At 58.3% G+C, this 13,550-nt stretch carries 13 protein-coding genes, 3 tRNA genes and 2 pseudogenes; 5 read left to right on the top strand and 13 right to left on the bottom strand.

What is annotated here, in order from left to right; all coding sequences use genetic code 11:
* Positions 1–16: 16 nt before the first annotated feature.
* The gene (gene acpS, locus CENDO_RS08940; protein WP_168707217.1) at positions 17–418 is read left to right on the top strand and encodes a holo-ACP synthase AcpS; all 402 of its coding nucleotides are present in this window, start codon (positions 17–19) and stop codon (positions 416–418) included.
* 76 nt (positions 419–494) lie between these two features.
* Here the strand turns inward: acpS and CENDO_RS08935 are convergent, their stop codons facing one another.
* The 4 genes and pseudogenes from CENDO_RS08935 to bcp all read right to left on the bottom strand — a co-directional run bounded on the left by CENDO_RS08935 (position 495) and on the right by bcp (position 3,057).
* Positions 495–1,031: a TetR family transcriptional regulator gene (locus tag CENDO_RS08935; RefSeq protein WP_136141717.1), complete on the bottom strand. Its 537-nt coding sequence runs from the start codon at positions 1,029–1,031 to the stop codon at positions 495–497.
* Positions 1,032–2,414 (bottom strand): IS3 family transposase, encoded by a 1,383-nt coding sequence (locus tag CENDO_RS08930; RefSeq protein ID WP_136140358.1) that lies wholly within the window; start codon positions 2,412–2,414, stop codon positions 1,032–1,034.
* A 34-nt stretch (positions 2,415–2,448) separates the two neighbouring features.
* A pseudogene (locus CENDO_RS11190) lies at positions 2,449–2,580 on the bottom strand (TetR/AcrR family transcriptional regulator); the annotation flags it as partial.
* A 6-nt stretch (positions 2,581–2,586) separates the two neighbouring features.
* Positions 2,587–3,057, bottom strand: a complete 471-nt coding sequence (gene bcp, locus CENDO_RS08925) for a thioredoxin-dependent thiol peroxidase (protein WP_136141716.1) — start codon at positions 3,055–3,057, stop codon at positions 2,587–2,589.
* Between the two features lie 114 nt (positions 3,058–3,171).
* On the opposite strand from bcp, the gene CENDO_RS08920 reads away from it, so the two are divergent.
* Positions 3,172–3,450, top strand: coding sequence for a DUF3618 domain-containing protein (locus CENDO_RS08920; protein WP_136141715.1), 279 nt, complete (start codon positions 3,172–3,174; stop codon positions 3,448–3,450).
* Between the two features lie 46 nt (positions 3,451–3,496).
* Here CENDO_RS08920 and CENDO_RS08915 read toward each other — a convergent pair whose 3' ends face one another.
* Entirely contained in the window at positions 3,497–4,048 is a 552-nt protein-coding gene (locus CENDO_RS08915) for an isochorismatase family protein (RefSeq protein ID WP_136141714.1), read from the bottom strand.
* A 45-nt stretch (positions 4,049–4,093) separates the two neighbouring features.
* Between CENDO_RS08915 and CENDO_RS08910 the strand changes: the two genes are divergently transcribed.
* Positions 4,094–5,458, top strand: coding sequence for a glutaminase (locus CENDO_RS08910; protein ID WP_136141713.1), 1,365 nt, complete (start codon positions 4,094–4,096; stop codon positions 5,456–5,458).
* An 86-nt stretch (positions 5,459–5,544) separates the two neighbouring features.
* Here CENDO_RS08910 and CENDO_RS08905 read toward each other — a convergent pair whose 3' ends face one another.
* The 3 genes and pseudogenes from CENDO_RS08905 to CENDO_RS08895 form a co-directional block, all read right to left on the bottom strand.
* A complete protein-coding gene (locus CENDO_RS08905) occupies positions 5,545–5,736 on the bottom strand; it encodes a hypothetical protein (RefSeq protein WP_136141712.1) in 192 nt (63 codons plus the stop codon).
* A gap of 251 nt (positions 5,737–5,987) precedes the next feature.
* A pseudogene (locus tag CENDO_RS08900) lies at positions 5,988–7,173 on the bottom strand (IS1249 family transposase).
* 243 nt (positions 7,174–7,416) lie between these two features.
* Positions 7,417–7,489 (bottom strand) — tRNA-Lys (locus CENDO_RS08895).
* A 269-nt stretch (positions 7,490–7,758) separates the two neighbouring features.
* Here CENDO_RS08895 and CENDO_RS08890 point away from each other — a divergent pair.
* A complete protein-coding gene (locus CENDO_RS08890) occupies positions 7,759–9,000 on the top strand; it encodes a L,D-transpeptidase (protein ID WP_168707193.1) in 1,242 nt (413 codons plus the stop codon).
* A gap of 165 nt (positions 9,001–9,165) precedes the next feature.
* Here CENDO_RS08890 and CENDO_RS08885 read toward each other — a convergent pair.
* Together CENDO_RS08885 and orn are read right to left on the bottom strand one after the other, a co-directional pair.
* Positions 9,166–9,241 (bottom strand) — tRNA-His (locus CENDO_RS08885).
* A 50-nt stretch (positions 9,242–9,291) separates the two neighbouring features.
* Complete coding sequence (gene orn, locus CENDO_RS08880) at positions 9,292–9,954, bottom strand: oligoribonuclease (protein ID WP_136141711.1); 663 nt, start codon at positions 9,952–9,954, stop codon at positions 9,292–9,294.
* Between the two features lie 375 nt (positions 9,955–10,329).
* Between orn and CENDO_RS08875 the strand changes: the two genes are divergently transcribed.
* On the top strand, positions 10,330–11,865 hold the full coding sequence (locus tag CENDO_RS08875; RefSeq protein ID WP_136141710.1) for an alanine/glycine:cation symporter family protein: 1,536 nt from the start codon (positions 10,330–10,332) through the stop codon (positions 11,863–11,865).
* Between the two features lie 111 nt (positions 11,866–11,976).
* Here CENDO_RS08875 and cmrA read toward each other — a convergent pair whose 3' ends face one another.
* From cmrA to CENDO_RS08860, 3 genes are all read right to left on the bottom strand, one after another.
* Positions 11,977–12,825 (bottom strand): mycolate reductase, encoded by an 849-nt coding sequence (gene cmrA, locus CENDO_RS08870; RefSeq protein ID WP_136141709.1) that lies wholly within the window; start codon positions 12,823–12,825, stop codon positions 11,977–11,979.
* A 55-nt stretch (positions 12,826–12,880) separates the two neighbouring features.
* A complete protein-coding gene (locus CENDO_RS08865; RefSeq protein ID WP_136141708.1) occupies positions 12,881–13,150 on the bottom strand; it encodes a hypothetical protein in 270 nt (89 codons plus the stop codon).
* 257 nt (positions 13,151–13,407) lie between these two features.
* Positions 13,408–13,481 (bottom strand) — tRNA-Arg (locus CENDO_RS08860).
* Between the last annotated feature and the right edge of the window lie 69 nt (positions 13,482–13,550).

The following is a 13,550-nucleotide window of genomic DNA, read 5'->3' as shown; positions in this document are numbered from 1 at the left end:
CTTGGAGTTCATGAGCATGTTCATTGGCGTGGACCTTGTCCACATCCCCGCGTTCGCGGAGCAGCTGGAACGCCCGGGTTCCACTTTTGAGGCGGTCTTTTCCACGCGGGAATTGCGGGTGGCGGCCGGAAGATCCGCCGGCATCCGCGCCGAGCACCTGGCGGGGCGCTGGGCCGCCAAGGAGGCCTTTATCAAGGCGTGGTCTCAGGGGTTGTTCGGGCGCCCGCCCGTGATGGATGAGCAGGACGTGGACTGGGCCGCGATTGAGGTCCATGCCGACCGGTGGGGGAGAGTGGCCTATGAGATCGCGCCCTCCCTCGCCTCGCGGGTAGTGGATTCCTTGGGTGAGTTCACCACGGCGTTATCCATAAGCCATGACGGTGATTACGCCACCGCCACGTGCCTGCTTAGTCTCTAAACCGGCCGTTTCGTTCGCCGGTGAAGCAAGGGGATCGCAAACGCAACCAATACTCATCGCACTGATGGCGGCTTGGCTACGTGCCGGTTGCCACGGAAAACAGGTACGCCACCAGCATTCGCTTGATTTCGGTGACTACGGCGTCAAAGTCTTCGTCGGAATCGGCGTGGGTGGCGTAATTGAGGAGTGAGACCACCGTGTGGACTAGAAACCGGGCTAGCTCGATGCGCTGTTCGTACTCCATGTCCTGCGCCAGCGGCTCGAGGATGGCGGCGAGCGGTAAAAGCATGGTGCGCTCAGTATCGGCGCCGGTGGCTCGGGTGGCGGGGGTGGACTGGATGGCGTGCCACACCGCGCGGCGGGACGGATCCTCACGCCACATCCGCGCCAGGTGATCGATGAACTCATCCAACAGATCCGGCCACTGCAGGGCGGGGACATGCTGGGAGAATTTTTCCAATTCCTCCACGTTGGCGGCCGTGTCCTGGCGGTCCAATTCGCAGATGAGCGCGTATTTATTCGCAAAGAATTGATACAGCGTGCCGATGGGAACGCCCGCCCGGCGGGAGACCTCATCAAAGGTAAAGGGGATGCGGACATTTTTTAGGAACATTTAGAGTAGTAAATTGCGTCGGCGTTGATTGATGCTTAATCCGCCGTATTCAAGTTTGATTCTTCGTTCGTTATAGAAGTCAACATAGTCATGAATTGCGTGCTCTAACTCGTCGCGATGGCGCCATTTACGCCCGTAAAACATCTCATTCTTCATTCGACCGAACAATCCCTCGCACGCCGAATTGTCCGGTGAGCATCCTTTCTTCGACATCGAACGAACAAAGCCGATGTCCCGGGAGGCTTGGATCCAACTGTTACCTCGGTAATGGCAACCCCGATCGGAATGAATCACTAATTTTGTTGGGTCTGCAGGGCCATCACTTTCAATCGCCTGAGCTAGGCAATCGTCAGCAAGTTTCTGATTGGGATGGTGGCTCGTCGTTGCTCCTACAATCTTTCCGTCGAAACAATCCACCAACGCTGAAAAGTATATTTTTCCGTCATCAGCAGGGAATTCTGAAATATCTGTCAACCACAGTAACCCAGGCTTATCAGCATGAAAATTCCGTTTAACCAGGTTCGGCGGTGCATCTGAAATCTCACCGCGATATGACGAATAACCACGCTTTTTCTTAACGTAGCGCACCGTTAACCCTTCGGCAGAAATGATTCGACGTACAACTTTCTCACTGACCTTGATGCCTAAGTTTTTCAGCTGAATCCATACGCGACGATATCCGTAACTAAATCCGGAATCTTCTACGATTTCGGTAATTTTTTCGGTCAGCCCCGCATATTTTGAAGGGGCCTTGAGCACGTTGAGCTGGTAGTAGAAGCTAGATGAGGATAGTCCGACGATATCGAGCAGCAGTGAAATTGGGAACGTAGACCGTAACGCATCGACCACAATGGCTTTAAACCTGTTACTGAGGTTGGTCGGGTCGATGCTGTCGTCTTTTTTTATTTCTTCCAGCTCTTTCTCTAACACAGCCTTTTCTACTGATAGGCGCGCTGCCAGCTTCTTAAGTTCCGTCGCATCGTCTGGAAGTGACTTTTCAAAAGCTTTGTGAGTTACGATACCTGCTGACTGTTTGCGTTCAGTTGCGCTCATCAACCCCCACTTTCCTTCTTCGCGGAATCGTTGAGCCCAAGCATAGACGCTCATTTTCGAGTTCAGCGACAACTCGGCTGCAACGGCATCAGGAGACATGCCGGAGACAAAGAGTTCGACAGCTTTAAGCTTTGTCGCAAATGGGTAGCGTTTCAAGCTTGTACGCCGAATAGGGGCGGCTGGGGGTTCAGAACGTTCCCTAATCCAGCGATGGAGCGTCCAACGGCCTGGGTAGCCCAACTCCCGGACAGTCTGTGTAGCAGATTGAGTTCTGTCGAATACTTCTAATGCCTTAAGTCGTTGGGCATCCGTGTATCGAATATTAGTCATGCGGAAAATCCTCCAGGATTTCGTCCGCATCCCCAAAGGACTCAAAACCGGTCTCCACCAACACGTCACGGGCAGCCTGAAGGATGCGCTCGAAGCGCTCGCGGCTGCGCGCCTGGGCCGGCCTGCGGCGCGGGACCAGGATTTCGGTGTCAGAGGTGGCGGTCATGGGGCTTTAAAGGATGTCCTTGATGATGCGGGCAACGTGGCCGGTGGCCTTGACGTTGTACTTGGCCAGGCCGATTGTGCCGTCAGGTTCAACAACGAAGGTGGAGCGGATGACGCCCTGGACTACCTTGCCGTAGTTTTTCTTCTCGCCAAAGGCGCCGTACGCCTGCATGACTTCCTTGGTTTCATCGGACAGAAGGGGGAAGTTGAGGTCATGCTCCTCGCGGAACTGCGCCAGTTTATCCACCTTGTCAGGGGAGATTCCCAGCACTGCGATACCTGCGTCATTGAGCTGGGAGAGGCTGTCGCGGAAATCGCAGGCCTCCTTGGTGCAACCCGGGGTGTTGGCGCGGGGATAGAAGTAGACCACGACGCGCTGACCGGTGAAGTCACGCAGGGAGACTTCATTGCCGGCATCATCCGTCAGCGTGAAATCAGGGGCCTTAGCGCCCTCTTCCAATCGAATCTGCTCAGTCATGCATTCAACAATACAGCCACCGGGCCCTTGGACGCTTGTGCACGAACGGGTTGGGTTAGACTAGTCTGGTTACTGATAATTGATGCACTAACTATATTCCAGGAGTTTTATACCGTGGCACGCAACATTGAGGACATCCAGCGCGAGATTGAGCGCACCCGCCGTCAGCTGGCCGGCACCCTCGACGAGCTGGCTAACCGTAGCCAGCCAAAGGCACTTGCTGCCGACGCAAAGGTAGCCGCTACCGAAAAGCTGCAGGATCAAAACGTTCAGATGGCGCTGGCGGGCATCGCCGCGGTAATCGTGGGCGGCATCGCCCTGGCCGTATTCCGTTCCCGCCGCCGCTCCAATGACATCAAGGAGCTTCAGCGCCTGCTGGCAGAGCGCCGCTAGTTGCTAGCGCGCGGAGCGCCTCGTGGCACCCTCCGGGGTGCCTTTTTTATGCAATCTTGACGCCCAGCCCGCCGAGTTCGGCGAAGACCTTGTCATTATTAGATTCATCCACGGCGGAGCAATACTCGCTAAGGAGGGTGGCGTGGAGGCCCTCTAGGGCGGCGTCGGACGCGGTGGCGCGGACGCAATAATCCGTGGCGATGCCCGCTACCTCAACCGCCTCGATGCCCTGGGCCTTGAGCCATGCGGCCAGGGACTGACCGGACGCGCTGCTGCCCTCAAAACCCGAGTAGGCGGCGGAGTATCGCCCCTTGTAGAAGCGCTCATCGATGAAAGATTCATCGAGATCCGCATGCAGCGCCGCGCCCGGGGACTCCGCCACGCAATGAACGGGCCAGGTGTCCACGAAATCCGGCTGCTCGGAGAAGTGGCCCCGCGGGTCGATGTGCCAATCCTGCGTGGTCACCTGCGCCGCGTACCGCCCGGAGGCCTGCAGCCGGCCGATCTTTGCGGCCACCTCATGGCCGCGCGCGGTAGCCAGGCTGCCTCCCGGGCAGAAATCATATTGCACGTCAACGATTATCAAAGCTGTCCTCATGCGCCCCAAGTCTAGCGGCCAAAGACGGGTAAAGTGGGTGGCCTTATGCAAACACCCATTCCTTTTTACCTCGAAGAAATCCTCGACGCCGTGCGTGACAACAAGGACGGCGACGTTGCTGACTACATCCCAGAGCTGGCCCACGCTGACCCGGACAAGCTGGGCATCGCCATGTGCACCACCTCCGGCCATGTCTACGCGGTGGGGGATGCGGATTATGAATTCACTATCCAGTCCATCTCCAAGCCGTTCGTCTACGCGCTGGCGCTCCAGGAGCTGGGCCCGGACAAGGTCGCCGAGACGGTGGGCGTGGAACCGTCTGGAGAGGCGTTCAATGAGATGAGCCTGGGGGATGACGGCCGCCCGGTAAACCCCATGATTAATGCGGGCGCCATCGCGGTTAACCAGCTGATTAACGGGGCGGAGTCCTCCCCGGAGGAGCGCGTGGAGACCATCCGCAAATTCCTCTCCCGCCTGGCGGGGCGCGAGCTGACCATCGACGCGGAGGTCAATGACAGTGAGCTGCAGGGCGCGGACCGCAACATGTCCCTGGCCTACATGCTGCGCACCTACGGCATTATTGAGGACGCCGCTGATGATGCCGTGCTCACCTACACCAACCAGTGCTCGACGCTGGTCACCGTAAAGGACCTGGCCGTGATGAGCGCGACCCTGGCCAACGGCGGCCGCCAACCGGTCACGGGGGAGAAGATACTGGACGCGGACGTCTGCCGTCTTACCATGGCGGTGATGAGTTCCGCGGGCATGTACAACCAGGCCGGCCGCTGGATGGCGCAGGTGGGCATCCCCGCCAAATCCGGTGTGGCAGGCGGCCTGATTGGCACGCTGCCGGGCCTGCTGGGTATTTCGACGCTGAGCCCCCGCCTGAACGAGGAGGGCAATTCCGTGCGCGGCGTGGAGGCCTTCAAGCTGATGAGCAAGGACATGGGCCTGCACCTGATGTCCACGGTGGAGCGCTATGGGGTCAACGCGGTGCGTTCCGTGCGCCGCGAGGGCGATGATGCCGTGGTCCGCCTGCAGGGCTACATTAATTTCAACGCGGCGGAATCCATCCTCCACGAGGTATTCGCCCAGTATGAGCTGGAGGAGAAGAACATCCTGCTGGACTTCTCCTTTGTCTCCGGCTCCAGCAAGATTGCGCGCCGCATGCTCAAAGAGGGCCTGCGCCGCTTGCGTGAGGACGGCCACCACATTGCGGCGATCGACCCTGATGGGATCCTTTCTGACCGCACCCTCTCCGACGGCACCGAGGTGCCCCTCCGCGATTCCTCCGACGTCCCCGCCGTGGCGTCCCTTGTTGGCGATGAAAAGCACAAGGACGCCGAGCAAACGTCCCGTGACAACCAGCCCGATGGCGAGGACTACGAGATCAACGGCCAGGGAGTCTAGACCCCTGAATAAGCAAAGCAGCCAGCACCGCGTACCGGTGCTGGCTGCTTTGTTCTAGCTACGTTGTAACCTTTGGGGCCCTGGGCCTACTGCTGCTCGCCCTTGTCGGCGCCGTCTCCGAGGACGGAATCCAGGCCCTTGTCAACGCCGGACTTTACCTTCTCGGCGTTTTCACCCTGGACCTTGGAATCAATGAGCTTGTCGGCCTGCTCATCAATCTTGTCACGGTTGTTGGCGGCGGCTTCCTTTGCCTTATCTGCAAGACCGTCAAGGTTCATGGTTAATTCTCCTTCAAGATATCTGGGGAATGCGTACAGACCACCTTTCTACCGGCCTAGGCCCGCGCCGTGGGATGAGGCGACGGGATCTTTATCGATCTGTGATTGTGCCGTGGGTCTAACCCGAGCCTTTAACGCGCCCGTGGCGGGGCCACGCCCCACCGGCCCAGAGTTGCATCGCGATGTGATAGCGGGGGTTAAGTAAAGAAAAGTGTGTCTAGTCGGCGTGTTGCCGGCCGGATGTTTTGTCTTTAGCCGATGGTGCCTTGTCGTATTCCGATGTTGTGTTGGTAGTCGGTTGGGATAGCGTTGTCGTAGAGGGCTGGTCGTCCTGTTTCCTGGTCGGCGTGGTTCTCGTTGTGGGTCAAGGTGGATACTTTGGCGAGTGCGTCTTGTCCCCAGCGTTGCTGCCTGGCGATTTCTATCGGATCGTCAGGCAGTTGCGTGTGTGAGAGTAGCCACCAATCAATGATCGTTCGTTGATGTTCGCGGGTCATTCCTCTGTGGGTTCGCGCTAGCAGTTTCAGTGGTGAGTTAATGCCTCCTTCTAGGCTATTGGTGGTTGATTTCGCCTGCCCATGGAATCCCTGTGGTGGTTCAAGCCAGGTAAACAGCCAGCCTTGCCGGTAGACGTGTTTGAGTGAGTTAAGTGCTTTCCTGTCTCGTTGGTGTGTCCACTCCCAGGTTTTCCCTCTTCGGTGTTGGTCTGGTGCATAGAAGGTCTTTTCATTGAGAAACTGTGCGAAGGTGCGTTCAATATCGTGCAGATTAACGACCCAGTGCGCTGCCTGTTCGCGGTTAGACACTTTTGTCAGGGCGAGAGCTTGTGCGTAGATAGCTTTACCGGCATCCGTTCGCGGTCTCGATGTTGTCAGATGCCGGATTCGTCGTTGGACGTGAACAGTGCAGCGTTGAATTTTCGTTTCCGGCCAGCAAGAACAAATAGCCGAGTACGCTCCTTGTCCACCATCAAGGGTGACGATAAGCGGTGGGCGGATCTGGGTGAGCAGTTGTATGTAGGAGTGGGTGTTTTCTGTTGTGCACCAGTGCCAAGCGATGACGTGGTCGATGGTGGACATCATCAGTAGGCATTGCTTGTTGAGGTAGGTGCCGTCGATGAAGACTTGGTCGTATATGCGTTGGGTATCGATGAAAGGTTGCGGCTGGATTAGCCAGCACCACGAGAATCTGTGGTGCAGACTTTTGCCGTGTCGTACCTGCGCTGTTGGCAATGGATTCCAGTGATTGGGTGCTTGTGATCCAGGAGTAGAACTGGCGAAATGTTGCCGCGTTCTTTGCTGATTGTTGGGTCTGTCGTACTGATGATGCGCCGCATGATGGATCGGTACACCGCCATCTGGTGGTGCCTTTGCTGGTGGTGCCGTTTTTCTTCATTTTCCCAGCGCAAACAGGGCAATGAGGTCGATTCTTAGTCATTGACCAAGCCCACCACGGCTGTCTAGCACAGACGAGAAAGAAACACGGTATTGAGCAAGCTAGGATGGTTTATAGCTCATCACGAGCAATAAATCAGCATTTTATGCGCAATGAACTGGGTAAACACCGGATTTTAGACACACTTTTCTTTACTTAACCCGCAAGCGGCGCGGGTGGTGGATGAAACGATAACTGGACATGAAAAAAGTCAGGCGGTAAAATTACGGCCTGACCTGCGTTTTGTGCGCCATCAGGGACTTGAACCCCGAACCCACTGATTAAGAGTCAGTTGCTCTGCCAATTGAGCTAATGGCGCCCGGTTGCCGTTCCGGCCTCTCTGTGGAAGCTGTCCTTGCAACGAAAAATAACTATACTCATGTGCCGTTTAGTTAACAAATCGCCAGCGTGATTCGGGTTTTGGCGGTTAAAAACGTGGTATCAAAAAGGCGCGTTCGTGGCTGCCCGCAAAAAGCGTGATGGCGCGATTGCAACGATTGGGGATCAGTGCTTCGTGAGGGCCCCATTGGTCTGGATATCGGTGCGGTACATGGCTAGGCTGTGGGGTGTTTTGTTGGTTGATGGGAAATGCGTTTGAGGGGTAAGTCCGTGAAAGCGGGTTCTGTGTTTCGTCGCTGTACGGTAGCCGGCGTTGCTCTTGCTGCGTCCATGGCAATCGCGGCATGTTCCACCGGTAGTGCCGATGGGCCCGGAGATGACCGCGCCGCGGCGGGGCTGGCTGTCACGGCCGCGGATTCCGAGCCTGGCGCCAAGGAACCGGAGCCGGATCCCGCGCCGGAGGTATCCGTCGAGGATGGGGCGCGCAACGTGGACCCCTTCACCCCCGTGACCGTGACGTCTTTGGGCGAAGGCCTAGAGACCGTCACCATGACCAACGAGGTGGGCTACGTGGTGCAGGAAACCCTGTCCGCGGACGGCAAGGTCTGGTCCTCTGACGAGACCTTGGGCTACAACCGCACCTATACGATCGAGGCGCTGGATATGAACGGCAAGACCACGACCGTGACCTTCACGACCCCAGAAGCGACCGGCACGGCCTCGGCGGCGCTTGGGCCGCTGGATGGGTCGACGGTTGGCGTGGGGCAAACCGTAGCCGTGCGTTTCTCGCAGCCCATCCAGGACAGAAAGGCGGCTCAGGGTGCCATTGAGGTCAAGGCCAGCCCCGAGGTAGAGGGCGCGTTCTACTGGCTCAACGATTACGAGGTTCGCTGGCGCCCGCAGCACCTGTGGGAGTCCGGCACTGAGGTTGAGGTCAACGCCAATATTCGAGGCGTAGACCTAGGCGGCGGCATCCGTGGCGATGGAAACTATTCCACCAGTTTCACCATTGGCGAACGCGTGATCTCCATAGTGGATGACGAAACCAAGACCATGAAGGTCTACAGGAACAAGAAACTCCTGCGCGAGATTCCGGTCTCCCTGGGTACTGACAACACTCGCTGGGCAACGCCTAACGGCCGCTACATCGTGGGGGATATGCATCAGCAGTTGACCATGGACTCCGAGACCTTCGGTTACTCCCATGAGGAGGGCGGGTACCGCACCGACGTTAACTACGCGACCCAGCTGTCTTACTCCGGAATCTATGTTCACGGTGCGCCGTGGTCCGTGTGGGCGCAGGGCAATACCAACCAGTCCCATGGGTGTATCAATATGACGGATGAGGATGCCGCCTGGTTCCAATCGATTTCCCAGCGCGGTGACATTGTGCGGGTCAAAAACACCACGGCCGGTTACCTGCCCGTAAGTGACGGCCTGGGGGACTGGAATCTGAGCTGGGAAAAGTGGTCCGAGGGTAACGCCGATTGACGCGGCCCGCTCCGGGTGACACCGGCGCGGCGCCCGGGCGATGGAGCCGGGGCCGGTTAGAGCGCGCGCTGGCGGATAGGGGGCGCGTCCATCGCCGAGGAAAACTGGGTAAGTGAAAAGCCAGGGGGCTTGAATGGAAGTTCCAATTCAAGGCCCCTGGCTCTTTGGGGTGGCTGACGGGGCTCGAACCCGCGACACCCAGGATCACAACCTGGTGCTCTACCAGCTGAACTACAGCCACCATCGCTGCTGAACAAGCAGCGATACATAGATTACTCGATGGTGGGAGATTTACAAAAACGCCTGGTAGGCCTCGGTAGCGCCGCGCTTTGCGTCCCTGGCCTCTTCGGTGGTGGGCCCCTCATCGGTGCGGAAGACGCAGCGGCGGTAGTAGTCCAGTTCGCGGATGGATTCCGTGATGTCCGCCAGCGCGCGGTGGGCCATTCCCTTGTCCGGTTGATTCTGGTAGGCGCGGGGGTGCCACCGGCGGGTGAGCTCTTTGATGGTCGAGACATCGATCATCCGGTAGTGGAGTGCGGCTTCCAGGCGTGGCATGTATTCGCGGATGAACATCCGGTCAGTGGCGATGGAATTGCCCGCCAGGAGCGGGGCGTGCTCTGGATCGCAGTGCTCGGCCATTAGGTCCAAAACGGCCTGCTCCGCTTCCTCGATGGAGGTTGAGGAGGCGGCAATCTCCTTGTCCAGCCCCGAAGAGGCGTGCATCTGAGTGACAAAATCGTCCATCTCTGCCATTTGCTCCTCGGTGGCGTGGACCACCAGGTCTATGCCCTCGCCGATGATGTTGAGTTCACTGTCGGTAATGAGGGCCGCTACCTCGACTATGACGTGGCGGGATGTGTCGAGGCCCGTCATTTCAAGATCGATCCAGACAATTCGGTCTCGCTTGTCCGGGGTGGCAACGTGGGCTTGCTGGGTGGCGTTGGAAGGAGTCATGGGGTCAGTCTATGTTGTGGTTCGGCCTATGGGGAACGCAAGCCGAAAAACTGGCGGGGAATACAGCGGGGATCCCGCGGGAATAATTCCAACGCGGTGCATATATTGCGAAGCCGTTATCGCTCCATAAATCTATTTCCCCTAAAAGGGGGCAGGTTTAGTATGTTGTGCGCTACAAATGTGTAAATCTGTGATTTGGGACAAGTTTCAAAACTCCCAGCTCATGGCCAATTTCTATAGGACTATCGGTAGTCGGGGTGGCGCGGCCGGCCGGGAACCTGGAAAATTGGAAAACAATCTGCCGACCAATAGGGAATGATTTAACAAACGGATCCCGGCGTAGGGGCCGTCCAAGTTCAAGATGTGGAGAAACAGATGGCAGATTTCCTTACAACGCTGAATAACCTTATTTGGTCACCTGCTCTGGTCTTCCTGTGCCTCGGCGCCGGTGTCTACTTCACCGTGGTCACCAAGGGCCTGCAGGTTCGATGCATTCCAGACATGATCAAACAGCTTCGTGACGGCGAAAAATCAGAAGCTGGCGTGTCCTCCTTCCAGTCCCTGATGATCTCCCTCGCCGGCCGTGTTGGCGTGGGTAACATCTCCGGCGTTGCGACCGCTATCGCGTTTGGTGGCCCGGGCGCCGTGTTCTGGATGTGGGCTGTGGCTTTGCTGGGTTCGGCAACCTCCTTCATCGAATGTACGTTGGCCCAGATTTACAAGGAAGAGGATCAAGACACCGGGGAATACCGCGGCGGTCCCGCGTATTACATCGAGAAGGCGTTCAAACACACCAAGGCCGCGCCGTTCATGCTTGTCTACGGCATCGTATTCGCCGTCTCCATGATCCTGGCTACCTCGTACTTCCTGCCGGGTATTCAGGCCAACGGTGTCGCCGCCGCGGTGGATAACGCGTGGGGCGTCGACGTTAAGATCTCCGCCGCGGTCATGGCCGTGTTGCTGGGCATTATCATCATCGGCGGTATCAAGCGCATCGCGAACTTCGCGTCCATGGCGGTGCCGTTCATGGCTGGCCTTTACATCATCTTCGCGCTGATTATCCTGTTCGTAAACTTCAACCAGATCCCAGAGGTATTCGGCCTCATCTTCCGTTCGGCGTTTGACCTCGAAGCTGGTTTCGCCGGCATGCTGGGCGTGGCAATCATGTGGGGCGTCAAGCGTGGCATCTACTCCAACGAGGCTGGCCAGGGTACCGGCCCACAGTCCGCCGCGGCGGCCGAGGTTTCCCACCCGGCGAAGCAGGGCTTCGTCCAGGCCTTCGCCGTGTACGTCGACACCCTGTTCGTGTGCTCCGCTACCGCGTTCATCATCATTTCCACCGACATGTACAAGGTCTTCGAGGGTGAGTCCGAAGAGGGCGCCGTGCGCTACGCGGGCGCGCTGCCTGACGGCGTTGCCGTAGGCCCTGGTTACGTCCAGGAAGGCATGAACACCATGTTCTCCGGTTTCGGACCTACCTTCATCGCAATCGCCATTGGCTTCTTCGCCTTCACCACGGTTCTGGCGTACTACTACATGGCTGAGACCAACCTGTCCTACTTCAACCGCTGGATCCCTAACAAGGGCGTGCGCCGCGCAATCATCTGGCTGCTGCGCGTCCTCATCATCGCGTCCGTCATTATCGGTGCGGTGACCACCCCTGGTTCCGCTTGGACCCTGGGCGATATTGGCGTGGGTGCCACCGCATGGCTCAACATCGTTGCCATCCTGTTCCTTCAGGGCCCCGCCCTCAAGGCGCTCAAGGATTACACCCAGCAGAAGAAGGCCGGCAAGGACCCAGTCTTCAACCCAGAGGCGTTGGGGATCAAGAACGCGGACTTCTGGACTACCTACAAGCGCCACTATCAGGAGCAGGCCCGCGAGGTAGAGGCCGCCCGCGAGGAAGGCTAATCTCCCCCGGCGTTACCTAGCTGTTTTCTAGGCTAGCGCTCGAATAAAAAGTGCCCGGCACCGCTTCCCGCAAAGGGAAGCTGGTGCCGGGCACGTTTTGAATGTGGATACTTATCCCATCTTGGAGTAGAACCAGCCCATCACGGGGGAGAGCGCGGCGGTAGGGGCCACGGCGGAGATGCCGTTCATGGCCTTAGACAGCGGCCCCGGCACTACACGGCGCTTGCCGGCGGCCATAGCCTGAAGGGTTTCACGGGAGCAAGATTCATACGTGGTCCACAATACGTCCGGGACTACCTTGTCCACGATGGACTTTTCCTCCTCAGCTATAACCGCGTCGCGCACCGGTCCCGGAGCCAGCAGCGTGCAGGTAACCCCGGTGCCCTTGAGTTCGTAGTGGAGTGCCTCGGTGAACGCGTTTACCCCAGCCTTGGTGAGCACATAGGTTGCGTTATTGGGGATGGGCACGTTGCCCGCCGCGGAGCCCACGTTGCAAATGGCGCCGGAGTGTCGCGGAATCATCTGGTCCAGCGCGGCCTTGGTTAAGCGGTGAACCGCGGTGGCGTTGAGCGCGAACTGGTTGGATTCGTAGTCCCAGTCCTGATCGATGAACTTGCCGAAGGACGCGATTCCGGCGGAGTTGACAATGATGGATACCTCGCGGTTGCCCATGAACTCAATCAGGTCCGTAACATCGGCGTCCTTAGACAAATCCGCTGCGAATACTTCGACCTTTACGTTGTGGGCGGTTTCGAGCTCGGAGGCAAGCGCCTCTAAGACCTCTTTGCGTCGGGCGACCACTATGAGGTTGTGCCCCATGGCCGCCAAGTCGCGGGCCATGGCTTCGCCGATGCCTTGCGAGGCGCCGGTGATAAGCGCCCAGGATTGAGGGCTAGGCGCTGGCAGGCCCGGGCCGGTTGAGCCACGCTTGGTGAGCTTAGAGATGAAAGGCAACGCCATGGGAAAGACCGTCCTTGATTGGTTTTCAGTACTTAATCTTGCCCAAGCCTACCGGTCAAGGGCGGTGATCGTCGTCCTCGTCCATGCCGGTGCGTCTACCGCGGCGCCTGCTTACCTGGATCCCCGCGAGCGTCGTGGTCAGCACTGTCAGGAGCATGAGCAGCATGATGGCGGGGGAGAAGGTGGCAGAGGCAAAGCTGCCCGCCGCTGCGAGGGGACGGGGAAGGATGAGCAGAATCATGAATGCGGCATAGATGGCTACGGTCGTAATGGAGATGACGCCGGTAGCGGCGGTCACTAAGGGGGCGAGCAGTGGGGAACGCATGCGGTCATGCTCGCACGCCTAGGTCCCTTCAGCGGGCCGGGGCGGGGAGTAGTCCCCGCCGTTAAACCGGAGCCATTCCCTTCAGCGCGGGGACGGTAAAACCGCTAAACGCCCGCGTTCCCGTAGCGGTGCGGTCATCCCCGGTAAAGGCAAAGCGCACGGGGGCTGGCGCGGCGGTAACTGGCGCGAACGGTGGCTAGAAAAAAGAAAACCGCCACCTTCCAGCAATTATGCTGGAAGGTGGCGGCGTTCATCAGTGCCCCCACCAGGATTCGAACCCGGGACCAACGGGGTAGAAACCCGCTGCTCTAATCCACTGAGCTATGGAGGCGTAATCAATACAGATTCTAGCCCACGTCGTGGGTGCGTCACCAAACGAACCCGCAACGGTAGGGCCTTA

Source organism: Corynebacterium endometrii (genome assembly GCF_004795735.1).
GTDB lineage: Bacteria > Actinomycetota > Actinomycetes > Mycobacteriales > Mycobacteriaceae > Corynebacterium > Corynebacterium endometrii.
The sequence above is the reverse complement of the archived record's forward strand: the minus strand, read 5'-3'. Positions and strand labels throughout refer to the sequence as shown.